Origin of the sequence: Pseudomonas sp. R3.Fl (assembly GCF_023516765.1) — a bacterium.
In the GTDB taxonomy this organism is placed as follows: domain Bacteria; phylum Pseudomonadota; class Gammaproteobacteria; order Pseudomonadales; family Pseudomonadaceae; genus Pseudomonas; species Pseudomonas citronellolis.
This window is the reverse complement of the sequence record NZ_JAMGSO010000001.1, coordinates 4605730-4620800: the sequence shown is the minus strand read 5'-3', so window position 1 is coordinate 4620800 and position 15071 is coordinate 4605730. Positions and strand designations below refer to the sequence as shown.

Sequence of the window (15071 nt, the reverse complement as noted above, 5' to 3'; positions counted from 1 at the left end):
CCCCCTCTCCCGTCAAGGAGAGGGCTGGGAGAGGGAGCGGCGCCAACCCCGAATGCCGCAGCCTCCGAAAAACTGTAGGAGCGGACTCCGTCCGCGATCCGCCACATCCACCATTGCCCCGGCACACAGCACCCCGGCGAGCTCCCGTAGGATGGGTTGAGCGAAGCGATACCCATCGCCACCACTAACCGCCCCTGCCGCCTTTCCGCTCTTCGTAGGAGCGAGCTTGCTCGCGAACAAACCCCGCTGCCGAGTCTGTTCGCGAGCAAGCTCGCTCCTACAGAAAGCACCACCCTCGTCTTAACCCCACGTTAAGCGAGCCCTGCCAGCCTCTGCCGCGAAACCGCCGCTGCGGCTATCCTGCTCGGCGACACCAGGCGAATGGGGGCGAAGATGAGAATCCTGCTGGCTGAAGACGACCCGCTGCTGGGCGACGGCATCCGCGCCGGGCTGGGCCTGGAAGGCGACACCGTGGACTGGGTGACCGACGGCGTGGCCGCCGACCAGGCCCTGGCCACCGACGAGTTCGACCTGCTGGTGCTCGACCTCGGCCTGCCGCGCCGCGACGGCATGGAAGTCCTGCGCGGCCTGCGCAAGCGCGGCGACATGACGCCGGTGCTGATCCTCACCGCCCGCGACAAGGTCGTCGACCGCGTGGCCGGCCTGGACGCCGGCGCCGACGACTACCTGAGCAAGCCCTTCGACCTCGACGAACTGCTGGCCCGCGTGCGCGCCCTCACCCGCCGCCACACCGGCCGCGCCCAGCCGCTGCTGGAACACGGCGAACTGCGCCTGGACCCGGCCACCCACCAGGTCAGCCTGGGCGGCGAGCCGGTGGAACTGGCCCCGCGCGAATACGCCCTGCTGCGCCTGCTGCTAGAACAGCGCGGCAAGGTGCTCTCGCGCACCCGCCTGGTCGAGGCCCTGTACGGCTGGGATGGCGAGCTGGAAAGCAACGCCATCGAAGTCCACGTGCACCACCTGCGGCGCAAGCTGGGCAACGAGCTGATCCGCACCGTACGCGGCATCGGCTACGGCATCGACCGCCCGGCCAAGGACGCGCCTTGAGCGCCACGCCCGGCCGCACGCGCCGCGCCGGCTCGCTGAGCCGGCGCCTGCTGGCGCTGCTGATCGGCGGCGTGACGCTGTGCTGGCTGCTGGCCGGCACCCTCACCTACCACCTCGCCTCGCGCCAGGTCGACCGGCTCTACGACGAAGACATGATCGACTTCGGCGAAGCCGCCCTGCGCCTGGTGGACGTCGCCGGCGGCCAGGGCGAACTGATCGCCCGCAGCCGCAAGGCCATCGAAGGGCTGCCGCTGGTCAAGCGCGAGTCCGCCCTGGGCTACAGCCTCTGGTACCAGGGCCAGCCGCTGTTCGCCACGCCCGGCCTACCCACCGGCCTGGAAGCCCTGGAGACCGGCCTCTCCGAAATCAGACACGACGGCATCACCTGGCGCGTCCTGCAACTGAGCACCCGCGACGAAAACGCGCGCATCTGGGTGGTGGAAAACCTCCACCACCGCAGCCACACCCTGCACCTGCTACTGCTCAGCGCCCTCTTCCCGCTGCTGCTGGCCCTGCCGCTGCTGGCCCTGCTGGTGTGGTTCGGCGTCAACAACGGCCTGGCGCCGCTGCGCAGCCTCACCGTACAACTTCACCAGCGCAGCGCGCGCAGCCTGCAGCCGGTGGCGCTCAACCGCGCGCCGGTGGAAGTGCACAGCCTGGTCAACGAACTCAACCTGCTGCTCGAACGCCTGGGCACCGCCATGGAAGCCGAGCGCCGCCTGACCAGCGACGCCGCCCACGAAATCCGCACGCCCCTGGCCAGCCTGCGCACCCACGCCCAGGTGGCGCTGCGCTCCTCCGACCCGGCGGTGCTCGCCCACGGCCTGCAGCAGGTCAGCCGCAGCGTCGAACGCATCGGCACGCTGATGGAACAGATCCTCCTGCTGGCGCGCCTGGACAACGAGGAACTGCACGAGACCTTCACCCCCGTCGACCTCGGCCAGCTCAGCGAGGAAACCATCGCCGAGCTGGCGCCCCAGGCCATCGACAAGGGCATCGAGCTGACCCTGGAGAACCAGGGCGCCGTGGTCATGGGCGTGCCGGTGTGGCTGGGCATCATGCTCGGCAACCTGGTGAGCAACGCCCTGCGCTACACCCCCGAGGGCGGCCGCGTGGAAGTGCGCCTGGGCACCGAGGGCACGAAGGTGCAGCTGTGGGTGCTGGACTCCGGCCCCGGCGTGGCCGCCGCCGAGCAGGCCGCCATCTTCACCCGCTTCTACCGCAGCCCCGGCGTCGCCTCCGGCACCGGCGGCAGCGGCCTGGGGCTGCCCATCGTCAAGCGCGTGGTGGAAATCCACCAGGGCCACATCAGCCTGCACCCCGGCCTGGACGGGCGCGGCCTGGGCGTGCGGGTGGAACTGCCGTCCGCGCAACTTTCCTGAACCCCGGCAGCACCGGCGCAGTCCACCGTTCAGGCCCCGCTCGCCTGGCGAGTCGCCGCCTGTGACATGTTCAGCCGTACAGGTACCGCATCATGAAAACCACCATCCTGTTCATCAGTGCCGCGCTGCTCGCGTCGCCGGTGTTCGCCGCCGACCGCTGCAGCGACAACTTGCAGAGAATCGACGAGAGCATGCAGAGCACCAACCGCAGCGACAGCGTACAGGAGCAGGCCATGCGGCTCCAGGAAAAGGCCGCCCAGGCCCAGGAACAGGGCAATACCCAGGCCTGCGTCGCCATGACCGAGAAGGCCCTCAAGCTGCTGAAAGCCTCGTCCAGCAGCTGAGCCGACGCCCGGCGGGCGCCGCCGCGAGCGGGGAAACGCGGTGGCCCCGAGCCGCGGCAATCGACACATGAGGAAACAACCCCTTGAGCGCGCCGGGCAATCCGCTAGAATGCCCGGCGTCATTGGGGAGTAGCCGCCCGCCCGGAACACCGGCGGGGACCACGTCAACATCCTTGGCCGGCAGGCCATGGCGTGGCCAGCGCAAAGCCTGGCAAGACCTTTGACCATGCAACCTCCGCAACGGCCGGGGAGGCGCATGGTCATGGGTACTACACCGGCCGGGAGTTCCACCGTGATGCACCGCCTCCGTCCCGAATCGCCCTCCATCCGCGAGGAGCGCGCGCCATGCTGACCTTCGTCCTCGAACTGCTCGGCATGCTGTTGCTGATCCTGATCGCCGCCGAACTCTTCACCAACGCCCTGGAACACCTGGGCGAGCGCCTGGGCATCTCCGAAGGCGTCACCGGCTCGCTGTTCGCCGCCATCGGCACCGCCCTGCCGGAAACCCTGGTGCCGCTGCTGGCGCTGCTGGCCGGCACCAGCAACGTCTCGCTCAACGAAGAAGTGGGCGTCGGTGCCATCCTCGGCGCGCCGCTGATGCTCTCCACCCTGTCCACCTGCCTGATGGCCTGCTTCGTCCTCCGCGGCCGCGGCCTGCGCGGGCGCCTGGTGCCCGAGCGCAGCGGCCTGCTGCGCGACCTCAACTTCTTCCTCCTGGCCTTCTGCCTGGCCACCGTGGCGATGTTCGTGCCCTCGCAACTGCACAGCTACCGCATCGGCCTGAGCGTGCTGCTGGTGCTCACCTACGTCGGCTACATCACCCTCACCCTGCGCGCCTCCCGCGAGCTGGTGGAAGACGGCCACGGCACCGAGGCGGAAAACCCCATGTGGCTGTCGCGCCTGGGCCTGCCGACCAACGCCTTCACCGTCCTCGTGCAACTGGTGCTGGGCCTGGCCCTGCTGGTGCTCGGCGCCAAGGGCTTCATCCACGGCGTGGAGGGCCTGTCCGACCTGCTCGGCATCTCCGCCCTGCTGCTCTCGCTGCTGATCATCCCCATCGCCACCGAGCTGCCGGAGAAGGTCAACAGCATCCTCTGGGTGCGCCGCGGCAAGGACACCCTGGCCTTCGGCAATATCACCGGCGCCATGGTCTTCCAGGGCACCCTGCTGCCGGCCATCGGCATCCTGCTGACGCCCTGGCAGCCGCGCATCGAAGTGCTCACCGGGGTGCTGGTGACCCTCGGCGCGGCGCTCTGGCTGCGCCTCAACGCCCGCCACAACGGCATCGCCGCCTGGGTGCTGCTGGGCAACGGCGCGCTCTACGTCGCCTACCTGGCCATCACCCTCGGCCGCTGAGCGCCGGCGCCGCCGTGCAAGCCGCGGCGCAGCGCCTAAACTGACGGTTCCGCCAGGCGCCCGGCCGGCGCCTGCCGTCACACCGCTGCATGCAAGGAGAGGCCATGAAGATCCTGGTAGTGCTCACATCCCACGACCAACTGGGCGACACCGGCAAGAAAACCGGCTTCTGGCTGGAGGAATTCGCCGCGCCCTACTACGTGTTCAAGGACGCCGGCGCCGAGCTGACGCTCGCCTCGCCCAAGGGCGGCCAGCCGCCGCTGGACCCGAAAAGCGACGAGCCCGACGCCCAGACGCCGGCCACCGAGCGCTTCCGCAAGGACCCCGAAGCCCAGGCTGCCCTGGCCAACACGCGCAAGCTGGCCGAGGTGAACGAGGCCGACTACGACGCCGTCTTCTACCCCGGCGGCCACGGCCCCCTGTGGGACCTGGCCGAGGACCAGCACTCCATCGCCCTGATCGAATCCTTCGCCAGCGCCGGCAAGCCGGTCGCCGCCGTCTGCCACGCCCCCGGCGTGCTGCGCCACGTGAAGAACGGCGACGGCAAGCCGCTGGTCGAGGGCCGCCACGTCACCGGCTTCTCCAACAGCGAGGAAGAAGCCGTGGGCCTGACCAACGTGGTGCCCTTCCTGGTGCAGAGCGAACTCAAGGCCAAGGGCGGCCGCTACGCCAAGGCCGACGACTGGCAGAGCCACGTGGAAGTGGACCGACTGCTGATCACCGGGCAGAACCCCGCCTCGAGCGAAGCGGTGGCCGCCGCCGTGCTGAAACTCCTGGGCTGACAGGAGCTTGCAGAGCCCCCTGGTGGACTCGCCGGGGGCTTTGCCGTACACTGGCGCGTACCTTCAAAGGTTCTGGGGCCGATTAGGATTCGACGCCGGTAACAAAACTTGAGGGGCATGCCGAGTAGGTGACAGTTCTCGTAAATCCGCTGCCACAATTCATAGTTGCCAACGACGACAACTACGCTCTGGCCGCCTAAGGGCGCCAGCAGACCCTAGGGGATGCCTGTAAACCCGAAGATTAGGTCTGTCAGATAGAACAGGATCGCCGCCAAGTTCGCTGTAGACGTAACGGCTAAAACTCATACAGCTCGCTCCAAGCGCCCTGCCACTCGGGCCGCGCGGAGTTAACTCAGTAGAGATGGCTAAGCATGTAGAACCGATAGCGGAGAGCTGGCGGACGGGGGTTCAAATCCCCCCGGCTCCACCAAACAAGCCCCTGAAAAACCTAGAGTTTTTCGGGGGTTTTCATTTGGCGTCGAAAAAATGTCGAATCGCCTATCCTGAGGCGGCCCACATCAGGCTAAGCACGGACCACACCCATGGCCACCAGTGGAAGATTTCACCAGTCTTTTCGATCTATAATCGGCTGTGCGCCGGAATTGATAAGCAGCCCTCAACAAAGAGGCGCAGGGCGATAAAGCCCAGCCTCCATGCGGAATGAGCTAGCTCGAACGTTAGGCATCGAAGGAACTGTGCTAATGGCAAAAGTCGTAGGTTTTATCAGCGAGAAAGGTGGTGTAGGCAAAACGACGGCGTGCTATCACATCGCGGTTGCTCTAAATCGTTTCCACCATAAACGAGTGTTAGTCATTGATGCTGACTATCAGAGAGGAGGTATTTCTGGCCGCTTCTTCCCTGAGGTTATTGAGCGCTTCGGCAGCTTCACTCAGACCGGCACAACGCTGTTCAATAAATTTCAACAGCTCTATAGCGCTGCACCTCAGACACCCGACATCGATATCGAGCATCACGTGTCCGGTGTAGACCTAATTCTCGCCGATCCACGCCTCTCCACGGTGTCGACCGATAAGCTACCGAGCACGAATAACATTCGCGCCAATAACGTAGCTTTGCTGTCTCACATGAAGACTATTAACAACGTCCTTCAGCCGCTGCATGACGAGTACGACTATGTACTTATCGACTCCCACCCAGAAGTCTCTGACGTTCTTCGTGCAATAATTTACGCATCGGATTACTGCGTTTCGCCAGTCAAGTTAGACCGACAATCCTCGATCGGTGTAGCGACGGTAATCGGAGAGATTACCAACGTCAACAACGACATCAGCATGATCCGAAACTCTTTGAATCTCGAAGATGGCTATCGCGATACAATTTTCTCTGGAGCAATCGGAATGATGGCCAGAGAGTATGCGGAAGCGCTAAAGCAAACCGAGCAACTGGAATTCAGCCGCCTTAGACAAGCTGGCAACATGTTCTCTTCGTACGTCACAGAAGGCGATGGCCTACGCCAGGCGGCTCAAGCTCGAGTCCCGGTTTACGACATCGCGGGAGCAAACGCCAACAAACAGGCCGCGCAGTTCCGAAGCCTCACTAACGAATTTTTGCGGGTGTGCCCATGATTGACCTTGAACTACTCATCAGTTGGCTCGGAACAGATGGAGCCAAAGCCGGGATAGAACATAGCGATCTCACAGTATCGGAGATCGCTGAACTACTGCCCAACCGAAAGCCTTCCAACATATCAAAAATAAAACGGGGAGAACTGATCAACTGGGTCGTAGACCGCAAAAGAGCTGAGCTAACCAAGTCCCCGGAAGAGCTCATGGAAATGGACGAGAGTCAATTAATTAACTATTTCAATTCAATCAAAGCATCAAGCAAAGAAATTCTTGACCTGCTTATATCCATGGACATAAGACCAGGAAGCTCGTCGAAGAAAAACATCACCGAATTCGCTGCGCGAGAAATTAGCGACATAGGAATGTATCGAAGAGTTGCGAAAGGTAACTCAGCGATAAAGCCAGCATCAGAGTCCTAATGGCCCGAATAAAATTGCGTCTTGAAGATAGTCTGGCGAGAGATATGCATAGCGCATACTCATAACGACATTTGAGTGTCCGAGTATCTTTTGCAATGTGAGAATACTGCCTCCATTCATCATGAAATGGCTGGCAAAGGCATGCCTTAATGCATGGTTTGCCTGACCTTGTGGCAGTTGAATCGTGGTGCGCTCCATGGCGCGGCGGAAGGAAGTGATGCAGGACATGAACGGGCCATGCATTCGCCAATGCGCCCTTACCCGATCAGCCAACGCTGTTGGGATCGGTACGTGGCGGACCTTCCCCGATTTGGTCCCGGCATAAGTCGCGACGCTACCCTGGAGCCGTTGTGCGGGAAGCTTCTCAGCCTCGGACCATCGAGCACCAGTAGGAGGCACAGCAGCGTCACCAGTTCCGAATGCGGGTTGTCGCAACGGCTGCGGATAGAGTCGAGAAGCTCGTCGATCTGCTCGGTAGTCAGCCAGGACAGTTCACGCTCTTGCAGCTTGAGCAGCTTCACCCCGGCCAGTGGATTGTCGTAGTCGATCTGGCCCAGGTCCTTCAGCTCGTTGAACACAGCACGGATGTAGCCCAGCTCGTTGTTCAGCGTCTTTCCGAATATCCCCTCCTCCAGCCTTTTGCACCGCAAGCTTGCATACGAAGACGCATCCAGGGCCGTCGCTACCGGGTCGCCCAATCGCGCAGCCAATTGCCGCAGCTTGGAGAGGCGCCGGGGTGCGTCGCGCAGTGAACGGCCGTGCAGGTCGTACCAGAGTTGCACCAGCTCAGAGAGTCGGCGGCGATCCTTAGGCTTGATGCCCCACGCGGGGTTCTCCGCGCATTTCTGCCGCACCGTGGTCTCGAAGCGCGGGGCCTCGCCCTTGGTCTTGAACCGCTTGCGGAAGCGCTTGCCCTTGATCGGTTCGACGTCGACGAACCAGAGGCCATCCGGGAGCTTGGTGATACTCATCAGACGGCATAGCCTTTCTTCAGGTACCGGGGTCGGCCTTGCCGAAAGAGCCTATCGACATGCGCTACAACGTGGCGCCGACCCCCCATGTGCTGCTGACGATCAACGATGAGAGAGTGGTCATCGGTGAGCGCATGAGACGAGGATGGCGGCCGTACAGACCAAGGATCGAGCGACACCGATCAGCGCCCGCGTCGAGAAGGTAGCGCACGGCCCATTCTTCCGCGCGATCTAGCCGCACCGAGTGGACGAAGGCAGGCCGAAGAAGCAGGCTTATTTCATTCGCCGACGCGACGGACAGGCCTGCCTGGCGGCAGCTATCGGCCAGCTCCCAATAGGAGGCGAACACGATGGATTCGTGATCATCACCGCGACGCCCAAGGCAGTATGGCGGACGTGAACGACCGCCGGCTGGTGATGCTATCGCAGGAGTTCGCCGCGGAATGGATGGACCCCGCCGACGCCGAAGTAGCACATCGAACAAATCACGCGCATGGAAGAACCTTCGAGTGGTTCCGCGTCAGCACGGATGCAGGGGACGTCCGGAATCGGAGGGACAGTTGATTGAGCCCACTAAGGAGATTGCCAGAACACAGGTTGACGAAACCGTCTCGCTCAACCATTATAGTTTTCAAGTTGACTACTTGAATCGCCAAAAGCGAGAATACGAAGTAGCAAATCACCGGGGACAAAAGGGAGCTATCTATGTCGCTTACAAAATTCGGCACCGCCGTCAGAGAGTATCGGCGCCATTTGGGGCTGACGCTCAGCAATATGGCCACCGCGCTCGGTACCTCGCCCGCCTTTCTCAGCGCAATGGAGACCGGCAGAAGCAAGGTGCCCATGGAGTGGGTGGAAAAAATTGCTAGCTACTTCAATGCGAAAGGGGAGCACGTCCAAGTAAATCGCCTCAAGGCGATGGCATGCGAATCAAATGAAAGCGTGTCCCTAGAAGGCCTTCCCGCACATCACAAAATGCTGATCGCAGGCTTCGCCAATTCCGACCTCAATCAGGAGCAACTGACCAAGCTCGGCACTCTACTTTCCGAAATTTATGGGGAGAAATGTAAAGATGACGCCTGAAACCGATGATAACTATTGCATGCGGGGACATCGCGTCCCCGCCTTAGATCAGAGATTGATTCGCGACGTCGCCCATCGCGTATGCGAAATCATCAGGATCCGCAAGACGTCGTTCAAAAGCGGCAAAGCAGAAAACCTTGTTTCGCGCCTCGAGCACTACGGCATCCAAGTGGACGTCATCGAAGATGAGGAATGGCTGGACTATACCCGCGCCACAGTCGATCCCAACAAAGGAATGATCTACGTACCTAACAAGCTCTACACCGACCTGTGCCGCGGCAAGGCTGAAGCAGTTCGTATTTTCTTGCATGAGATCGGGCACATCGTGCTTGGCCATAAGCCGTTGCTCCACTTCTCTGAAGGCAAAGCAACGAAGCACGAAGACTCTGAATGGCAGGCAGATTTCTTCGCAGACTCCGTAATTGAGCTGCTCGGGCTGCCAAAAACTGAAATGCAGATGGAGTTTAAGTTCTGACTGAATACGATTGCGGCGTAAACAGTCAGAACTTGGTGGCTAGCAATACCAGCCAAAGAAGTTCTCCACCCGCTTCTTGCAAAACGCAAAGAAGTGTGATAGCGGAGGCTCCCTACGCAAGAGCCAAGTCTAAGCACATCTTTGCGGTTTGTCCAGAACGACAAGTGGTGGCAACCCCCGAAAAGGAATTAGGTCATGACCTACACCGACGAACGGGGCACCTTCATCCTGCGCTGGACTCGCCGCCTGAAAAACGGCCAGATCCAGCGCGCGGTGGGCAAGCCCTTCAAAATCTACATCAGCTGATGTAGCTCGCTCCAAAGGGTGGCCGTAAGGCCACCCTTTCTCATCTGCAGGCTTCCACTGCAGCACACATCTGAGAAAATGAGGACAGATTTATTTTTGTTTCCCGCACCTTGCCCAAACAAAGTATCTAGACCGATACCAAGCCGCTAACAAACCCCACTAAAGGTTTCCCCACGAAGGCCGCCATGCCGGGTATCCATTACGATCCGGAGCCTTCCGATGTCCAGCATCTCGTCCGTCAGCAACATGAATCTCCGCCTCACTTCCACCTCAAACTCATCCACCGCCACCGCGTCGACGAGTGACGACAGCAGCACCGCCTCTAGTGCAACGAGCACATCCCAAACCAATGCAAGCGGTTCGGCGCAGGGTGCTGGCGGGGCCGGTGGCGCCGGGGGGAGCGGCAGCAGTTCCAGCAGCACCTCGGATAGCACGCTGGAGAAACTCAAGGAGGCTGTGGAACAGGCGCAAAAGGAGCTGCAGGAAGCCGAGCAGGAACTTGCCAAGGTCAGCCAGAGCGGCGGCAACCAGACGGAGGAGGAGAAGCAGGCTCGCCAGGTTCAGGAGCAAGCCGCCCGGGCGCGTGTCGCGACCGCCAGCGCTGCGGTGGCGACGGCCTATGCGGCGTACTCCGAGGCGCTGACGGACTCCGGCAGCAGCACCAGCGGGACCGGGGTGAATACCACGGCTTGAAAGCGAAAAAGGGGGAGTATTCCCTTCTGGCACAGCCTGGGGCAGCGACACCGCCGCCAGCTCTGGCATAATCCCCCCCCATTCAGCCGATGGACTCGGCGCTCGCTTTCATCAACGACACGGAGGTCGCCATGCGCGCCATCAAAACCGTTCTGTTCCACCTGCTCTACACCTTCCGCGGCCTGGTACGGCTGGTCTGCAAGCTCCTTTCCGGGCTGTTCCTGTTCGGCTTCATCTTCGGCCTGTTCGCCATCGCCGACCGCGACGGCATGGTTGGCGGCACCTTGAGCATGCTGGTGTTCTGCGTCGGTTTCGGTGCGCTGGCGTTCTACTACGACGTGCTGCTGCTCAAGCTGAAGCCCGAAGGCATCGACCTGGTGCTGCTGCAGTAAGCGCTGCGCCGCCGCCAGAAGCCCTCGCCTCGTCGGGGGCTTTTTGTTGCCGGGCCTGTAATACACACTGTGCGCCATCCCTCCCCCGCCACGAGGCAAGGCCATGGAAGTGCTCTGCGTCCTCATTCTGCTTTCGACGAGCTACTGGTATTTCAAGACCGCGCCTGCCGGCACCCCGATGGCCTTGCGGCTGATTTCGTCTGCCCATGGGGCGTGCGCGCTGTTGCTGTTTTCGCTCGCGCTCGTCATCGGGTTCGGCGGTTGGCATCGGGAGGTGAATGGGCAACTGTAGGCGCTGGTGATTCTGACACCTTGTTCCAGTGATTCTGACCCACTCTGTTCCAAGGAATATGTAGGCAATCTACGGTGGCCAAACGAAGACATTTTCGCGGGCGCGATAAGGTGGGGCGGCAAACGTCCTGGGGCCGGGCGGCCTCCAGGACGAGCAAAGGAGGAGTAACTACTTGGTCATATACCGCTTAACCAACGGGCGCAGCTCACGATCGTGCTTGCCGTAGGTCAACAACGCTTGCTGATAGACCGTCACGTCAGCGCCTGGCAGGGCCTGCTCAACGTCGAAGACCTCCTGCTGCACGGTTTCCCATGCGGCGATCAAGGCCGCATCTGGCAGGGGTTGTTGGCTTTCCGCGTGGATCAGGTAGGTCAGGGTGGCAGTCAGGAAGTCGAGCGTATCCTCGACGCTCTCCAGCAACTCCAGGCATTGGCTGTGCGTCATATCCTGGGCGTCTGCTCCTGGTAAAAGCATGGCAATACCTGCTGTGCCGTGGGTAGTGATAGCCGAGGGCCTCTGGCCCTCGACCATCCTGCTTCTGTTGGTTCAGGCGGACTTAAAGCCAGGAAGCCCGTTGGCAGCACGCCACTTCTTCACTTCCGCCAAAACTCCTTCAGGACTGTCATCCACTCCCGAGGCGGGGTAAAAGATCAAATCTGAGCCTCTAGGATGCTGCGTAACTCTCACGAAATGGTCCGTAAGCTGGCCGATATAGTTTTCAAGCGCTGCACCTTTCAAACCATTGGTGTCTTCGAAGAATTCTCGCAGGAAGGATAGAAATTCAGCTTCCGTGTATTCCTCGATGGTCGCCTTGTTCTGGAAGTTCATCATTGACCCTTACTGGAGCTATGGATGCGGATGTGGTTTCTAGGGGTAGCTACTCGCAAGTTATCGACGTCATAGACTGCTCCACCCTCTACGATACGCTCAATGTGGTGGAGTTCGTGGACCTTACGCCCTCCTACAGCTTCTGTCTGGACTACAAATGGAGATGAGCCGCTGCGCATCAAGCGTCTATTCGCGGCTGAGAACTGACTCGCAAGCTCAGCATCCCTCGAAACCTCTATCCAGAACGCCTCTCGGAAATCGTCGAATCGAGAGAACTCTCGCCCCCGAAGCCTGTCTGCAATACGTGTGGGGATGGGAGCGCCAAGTCCTTCGCTTGCCCCTGCCAACCAAATACCGAAGACATCCTCACCAGCCCCAGTAACTGTCCCTGCATCATGCCGGGCGTTCATTACGATGTAGAGCGGTGCAATTCCAGAGCTAGCCGGGAACACCAGGATAAAGTCCCGATACTCTGGCGGGTAGATTGGATTGACGATAAGGTTGTCGGCCTGCTCTACAGGCGGGTAAATCGTGATCTGCGGGGCCTGGGGAGCAGATTCTAGGGCAGGGATCCCCAGCGTGTCGGAAGGATTGGCGGCAGGCGTCCAGATCAGCTCAACGCCACCCCCGAAGTCAGCCACCATCTGGCTACCCACTCGGGCGAATTGGACGACAGGGATCGTTTCCCAGTCGCTGCGCAGCTGCGTATTGTACCCGTAGCCCTTCAGCGTGCCGTCCGGTCGCTCCTCGACCCTGATGCGTACACGCGTGCGGGCCTGCCGCATCGAGCGAAGCTGCTCTTCTGTGTAGAGGGCGCTATCGCCCAAGCTGGACGGCCAGAGCATCGCCACAACACCAAGGAGCGCGCCACCAACCACTCCACCAGTGAGGATGCCGCCGCCAACTACACGGCCCCCCGTCCCGACAGCTACACGCCCACCACTGGCCACCGCACCACCAGCAGATGCGATCTCGCAGAGCCCACCACAAGATTCCCATGCAACTGAAGGAGCAAGTCCACGTAGCGCCAGGGAGCCGAAACCAGCAGGAACATTTCCGCTGATCTTCTTGAGCTGCACCTTGCCACTGTCATCCGCCTCCCGGCCCCCGAGCAATACAAGGTTTCCGTAATCGTTCACGCTATCGACCGGGAAGGTGTCTTGCTCCGTGCTGTAGTCGATCTCCGAATCAGGCAGCTTGCTGCACTTGGCGAAGATGCAGCCATCTGACGTGACAGCTTTTGCCAGTCTCCCCGCTGATACGCCCTGAGAAGAACCGCTGTTCTGCACCGGCATGGTTGGACTGGGTGCAGTGTCGGCTGCCGTGACGCTGGGTAACGGGGAGACTGGCGTGAAGGGGGCGGGAGTGAATACATCACCGATGATGACGGTTCCCGAGCCACCAATGATCACGTTGCCGTGGGCCCCGATGCTGCCCAGAGTGGCGGCGGGTTGGCCATTGATGAATACGGTCGATGACACCCCGGAAACAATGGGGCTTCCGCAAGCAGAAGCATCGCCCTGTCGTGCCGCAGGCAGGCCGTCAAACATGACGTCAGGAGAACCTTCGGCTATGGGGTTGGTGCCGTGCCCCGGTAATGGGCAGGCCGTGGGATCGGTGACGCGGGCGGCGGGTTTTCCACTCATGTGCGAATCCTTGCATTAGCGAGACGATGTATTGGCAGCTCCGGTAGCCAACTTGGCGTTATCGCCTGATAGCCCGACTGGAGCAGCCCCAGACTATGAGCGATACAATTGCGCGCGAAAGTAACAGAGATGAAGTGCGCAACTTCTTGCGCACCTCACCTACAACCCGCATAGATACGGTGCTGCATGTCTTTTTAACTTTTTTATTCATGACTGAGTGGAGTAGACGCTCCTTGCTGTTGCGGGGTGGGTCAGAACCTCTGGCACGAGTGGGTCACAATCGCTGGAATTGGGTGTCAGCATCACTGGAATACACAGGCAACTGTTCGCCTGGCTGCAGTTGCTTCCCCTGGCCTTGATAGCCTTGTCCTTCTGGGCGTTCCGCGGCCCTAGGGCGCTTCATTGGCTGCAACTGCTCAACGTCCCGGCCACGCTGTGGCTGGCGCTGATCGACAGCATGCTGGTCAGCGGGAAATGGCTTTAGGCATAGCCACCGGCCTCAACGCATCCGCTTCACCACCTCCATCAACTGCCCCCGCAGCCACTGGTTCCCGGCCTCGCCATCGGCGTGCCGTGACCAGTAGAGGTTCAGCGTCACCGGCGGCAGTTCCAGGGGCATTGGCAGCAGGCGGTTGCCCAGGCCGCGGTTGAGCAGTTCGGCGTAGCGCCTGGCCATGGTCAGCAGGCAATCGCTTTGCGACACCAGCAGCGCGGCCGACAGGTAGTGCTGGCAATGCTGGCGCACCTGGCGGGTCAGGCCGAGTTGGCCGAGCGCCAGGTCTTCTATGCAGATGCCGCGGCGCCGTGAGGTGACGGCGACGTGTTCGGCGGCCAGGTAGCGTTCTGCCGTCAGTTCGCCGGCGAAGGCCGGGCCGGCCATTACGCACAGGTCGTCGCGCCACAGTTGCCGGTGGCGCAGCGTGGCGTCGGTGGGGCGGGCGATTTCGATGGCGAAGTCGATGCGGCCGGCGGCCAGTTCCTGTTTCAGTTCCGCCCAGTGCACGCTGCTGCTGCGCACGCCGAGCTGCGGGGCGGTGCGCTGCAGGTGGTCGAGGATGCCCGGCAGCACCACCGGCTCCAGTTGCTCGGGCATGTTCAGGTGGAAGGTGCGCTGGTCGCGCTGCGGGTCGAAGTCCTGGCGGCGGATCACGCTGCGGCGCAGGCCGTTCAAGGCGTGCTGGATGTCCGGCGCCAGCTGTTCGGCCAGCGGCGTCGGCGCCACGCCGCGGCCGTGGCGGACGAACAGCGGGTCGCCGATCTGCTCGCGCAGGCGCGCCAGGGCGTGGCTGACCGCCGACTGGCTCAGGTGCAGGACGTCCGCCGCGCGGGTCAGGTTGCGCTCGCGGTAGACCACCTCGAAGACGCGGAACAGGTTCAGGTCCAGACGACCGAGCGTCGACCATTCATGTGCTTGATTCATGCCTATCACCCTCTATCCCCAGCCGCTC

General features: G+C 61.7%; 17 protein-coding genes, 1 other RNA gene, 2 pseudogenes and 1 riboswitch. Of the genes and pseudogenes, 14 read left to right on the top strand and 6 right to left on the bottom strand.

The window, feature by feature from the left end:
• The first annotated feature begins 393 nt into the window (after positions 1–393).
• From M8R19_RS20330 to M8R19_RS20295, 8 genes are all read left to right on the top strand, one after another.
• Positions 394–1068, top strand: coding sequence for a response regulator (locus M8R19_RS20330; protein WP_249918740.1), 675 nt, complete (start codon positions 394–396; stop codon positions 1066–1068).
• Positions 1065–2450: a sensor histidine kinase gene (locus M8R19_RS20325; protein WP_249918739.1), complete on the top strand. Its 1386-nt coding sequence runs from the start codon at positions 1065–1067 to the stop codon at positions 2448–2450. Before M8R19_RS20330 ends, M8R19_RS20325 begins: the two co-directional genes overlap by 4 nt.
• 92 nt (positions 2451–2542) lie before the next feature.
• Entirely contained in the window at positions 2543–2794 is a 252-nt protein-coding gene (locus tag M8R19_RS20320; protein WP_043268982.1) for a PA2433 domain-containing protein, read from the top strand.
• Between the two features lie 112 nt (positions 2795–2906).
• A riboswitch (yybP-ykoY riboswitch) is annotated at positions 2907–3076 on the top strand.
• Positions 3077–3139: 63 nt separating this feature from the next.
• Positions 3140–4150 carry a sodium:calcium antiporter gene (locus tag M8R19_RS20315; protein ID WP_249918738.1) on the top strand — a complete coding sequence of 337 codons (1011 nt, stop codon included), beginning with the start codon at positions 3140–3142 and terminating at the stop codon, positions 4148–4150.
• Positions 4151–4254: 104 nt separating this feature from the next.
• Positions 4255–4932, top strand: a complete 678-nt coding sequence (locus M8R19_RS20310; RefSeq protein ID WP_249918737.1) for a type 1 glutamine amidotransferase domain-containing protein — start codon at positions 4255–4257, stop codon at positions 4930–4932.
• Between the two features lie 74 nt (positions 4933–5006).
• Positions 5007–5362: a transfer-messenger RNA gene (gene ssrA, locus M8R19_RS20305) on the top strand.
• Positions 5363–5633: 271 nt separating this feature from the next.
• Positions 5634–6518 carry a ParA family protein gene (locus M8R19_RS20300; RefSeq protein ID WP_249918736.1) on the top strand — a complete coding sequence of 295 codons (885 nt, stop codon included), beginning with the start codon at positions 5634–5636 and terminating at the stop codon, positions 6516–6518.
• Positions 6515–6937: a hypothetical protein gene (locus M8R19_RS20295; protein ID WP_249918735.1), complete on the top strand. Its 423-nt coding sequence runs from the start codon at positions 6515–6517 to the stop codon at positions 6935–6937. The genes M8R19_RS20300 and M8R19_RS20295 overlap by 4 nt, the downstream gene beginning before the upstream one ends.
• Here M8R19_RS20295 and M8R19_RS20290 read toward each other — a convergent pair.
• Positions 6926–7908 (bottom strand): annotated as a pseudogene (locus M8R19_RS20290) (phage integrase). The gene M8R19_RS20295 and the pseudogene M8R19_RS20290 overlap by 12 nt on opposite strands.
• 705 nt (positions 7909–8613) lie before the next feature.
• Here M8R19_RS20290 and M8R19_RS20280 point away from each other — a divergent pair.
• The 5 genes from M8R19_RS20280 (at position 8614) to M8R19_RS20260 (ending at position 11149) form a co-directional block, all read left to right on the top strand.
• Positions 8614–8991: a helix-turn-helix domain-containing protein gene (locus M8R19_RS20280; protein WP_058488347.1), complete on the top strand. Its 378-nt coding sequence runs from the start codon at positions 8614–8616 to the stop codon at positions 8989–8991.
• The gene (locus tag M8R19_RS20275) at positions 8981–9466 is read left to right on the top strand and encodes an ImmA/IrrE family metallo-endopeptidase (protein ID WP_249918734.1); all 486 of its coding nucleotides are present in this window, start codon (positions 8981–8983) and stop codon (positions 9464–9466) included. Before M8R19_RS20280 ends, M8R19_RS20275 begins: the two co-directional genes overlap by 11 nt.
• A gap of 525 nt (positions 9467–9991) precedes the next feature.
• Positions 9992–10465 carry a hypothetical protein gene (locus tag M8R19_RS20270; RefSeq protein WP_249918733.1) on the top strand — a complete coding sequence of 158 codons (474 nt, stop codon included), beginning with the start codon at positions 9992–9994 and terminating at the stop codon, positions 10463–10465.
• A 131-nt stretch (positions 10466–10596) separates the two neighbouring features.
• Positions 10597–10857 (top strand): hypothetical protein, encoded by a 261-nt coding sequence (locus M8R19_RS20265; RefSeq protein WP_009613102.1) that lies wholly within the window; start codon positions 10597–10599, stop codon positions 10855–10857.
• A 103-nt stretch (positions 10858–10960) separates the two neighbouring features.
• On the top strand, positions 10961–11149 hold the full coding sequence (locus tag M8R19_RS20260) for a hypothetical protein (RefSeq protein ID WP_249918732.1): 189 nt from the start codon (positions 10961–10963) through the stop codon (positions 11147–11149).
• A gap of 168 nt (positions 11150–11317) precedes the next feature.
• Here the strand turns inward: M8R19_RS20260 and M8R19_RS20255 are convergent, their stop codons facing one another.
• From M8R19_RS20255 to M8R19_RS20240, 4 genes and pseudogenes are all read right to left on the bottom strand, one after another.
• Positions 11318–11593: a hypothetical protein gene (locus M8R19_RS20255; RefSeq protein ID WP_157763342.1), complete on the bottom strand. Its 276-nt coding sequence runs from the start codon at positions 11591–11593 to the stop codon at positions 11318–11320.
• Between the two features lie 102 nt (positions 11594–11695).
• Positions 11696–11980, bottom strand: a complete 285-nt coding sequence (locus tag M8R19_RS20250) for a bacteriocin immunity protein (RefSeq protein ID WP_415754048.1) — start codon at positions 11978–11980, stop codon at positions 11696–11698.
• Positions 11977–13272 (bottom strand): pyocin-S2/colicin E7-DNase domain-containing protein, encoded by a 1296-nt coding sequence (locus tag M8R19_RS20245; RefSeq protein ID WP_167543673.1) that lies wholly within the window; start codon positions 13270–13272, stop codon positions 11977–11979. Before M8R19_RS20245 ends, M8R19_RS20250 begins: the two co-directional genes overlap by 4 nt.
• Before the next feature lie 39 nt (positions 13273–13311).
• A pseudogene (locus M8R19_RS20240) lies at positions 13312–13623 on the bottom strand (PAAR domain-containing protein); the annotation flags it as partial.
• 289 nt (positions 13624–13912) lie between these two features.
• Between M8R19_RS20240 and M8R19_RS20235 the strand changes: the two are divergent.
• Positions 13913–14107, top strand: a complete 195-nt coding sequence (locus tag M8R19_RS20235; protein WP_249918731.1) for a hypothetical protein — start codon at positions 13913–13915, stop codon at positions 14105–14107.
• 15 nt (positions 14108–14122) lie between these two features.
• On the opposite strand, the gene M8R19_RS20230 is transcribed toward M8R19_RS20235, so the two are convergent.
• Positions 14123–15043, bottom strand: a complete 921-nt coding sequence (locus M8R19_RS20230) for a LysR family transcriptional regulator (protein ID WP_249918730.1) — start codon at positions 15041–15043, stop codon at positions 14123–14125.
• Positions 15044–15071: the final 28 nt, after the last annotated feature.

Excerpts from the sequence above, each read along its gene's own strand:
- M8R19_RS20270 (WP_249918733.1), top strand. The coding sequence starts at position 9,992 with ATGTCCAGCATCTCGTCCGTCAGCAACATGAATCTCCGCCTCACTTCC.
- M8R19_RS20250 (WP_415754048.1), bottom strand. The coding sequence starts at position 11,980 with ATGATGAACTTCCAGAACAAGGCGACCATCGAGGAATACACGGAAGCT.
- M8R19_RS20280 (WP_058488347.1), top strand. The coding sequence starts at position 8,614 with ATGTCGCTTACAAAATTCGGCACCGCCGTCAGAGAGTATCGGCGCCAT.
- M8R19_RS20295 (WP_249918735.1), top strand. The coding sequence starts at position 6,515 with ATGATTGACCTTGAACTACTCATCAGTTGGCTCGGAACAGATGGAGCC.
- M8R19_RS20230 (WP_249918730.1), bottom strand. The coding sequence starts at position 15,043 with ATGAATCAAGCACATGAATGGTCGACGCTCGGTCGTCTGGACCTGAAC.
- M8R19_RS20275 (WP_249918734.1), top strand. The coding sequence starts at position 8,981 with ATGACGCCTGAAACCGATGATAACTATTGCATGCGGGGACATCGCGTC.
- M8R19_RS20310 (WP_249918737.1), top strand. The coding sequence starts at position 4,255 with ATGAAGATCCTGGTAGTGCTCACATCCCACGACCAACTGGGCGACACC.
- M8R19_RS20265 (WP_009613102.1), top strand. The coding sequence starts at position 10,597 with ATGCGCGCCATCAAAACCGTTCTGTTCCACCTGCTCTACACCTTCCGC.
- M8R19_RS20315 (WP_249918738.1), top strand. The coding sequence starts at position 3,140 with ATGCTGACCTTCGTCCTCGAACTGCTCGGCATGCTGTTGCTGATCCTG.
- M8R19_RS20330 (WP_249918740.1), top strand. The coding sequence starts at position 394 with ATGAGAATCCTGCTGGCTGAAGACGACCCGCTGCTGGGCGACGGCATC.
- M8R19_RS20245 (WP_167543673.1), bottom strand. The coding sequence starts at position 13,272 with ATGCCGGTGCAGAACAGCGGTTCTTCTCAGGGCGTATCAGCGGGGAGA.
- M8R19_RS20260 (WP_249918732.1), top strand. The coding sequence starts at position 10,961 with ATGGAAGTGCTCTGCGTCCTCATTCTGCTTTCGACGAGCTACTGGTAT.
- M8R19_RS20300 (WP_249918736.1), top strand. The coding sequence starts at position 5,634 with ATGGCAAAAGTCGTAGGTTTTATCAGCGAGAAAGGTGGTGTAGGCAAA.
- M8R19_RS20255 (WP_157763342.1), bottom strand. The coding sequence starts at position 11,593 with ATGACGCACAGCCAATGCCTGGAGTTGCTGGAGAGCGTCGAGGATACG.
- M8R19_RS20320 (WP_043268982.1), top strand. The coding sequence starts at position 2,543 with ATGAAAACCACCATCCTGTTCATCAGTGCCGCGCTGCTCGCGTCGCCG.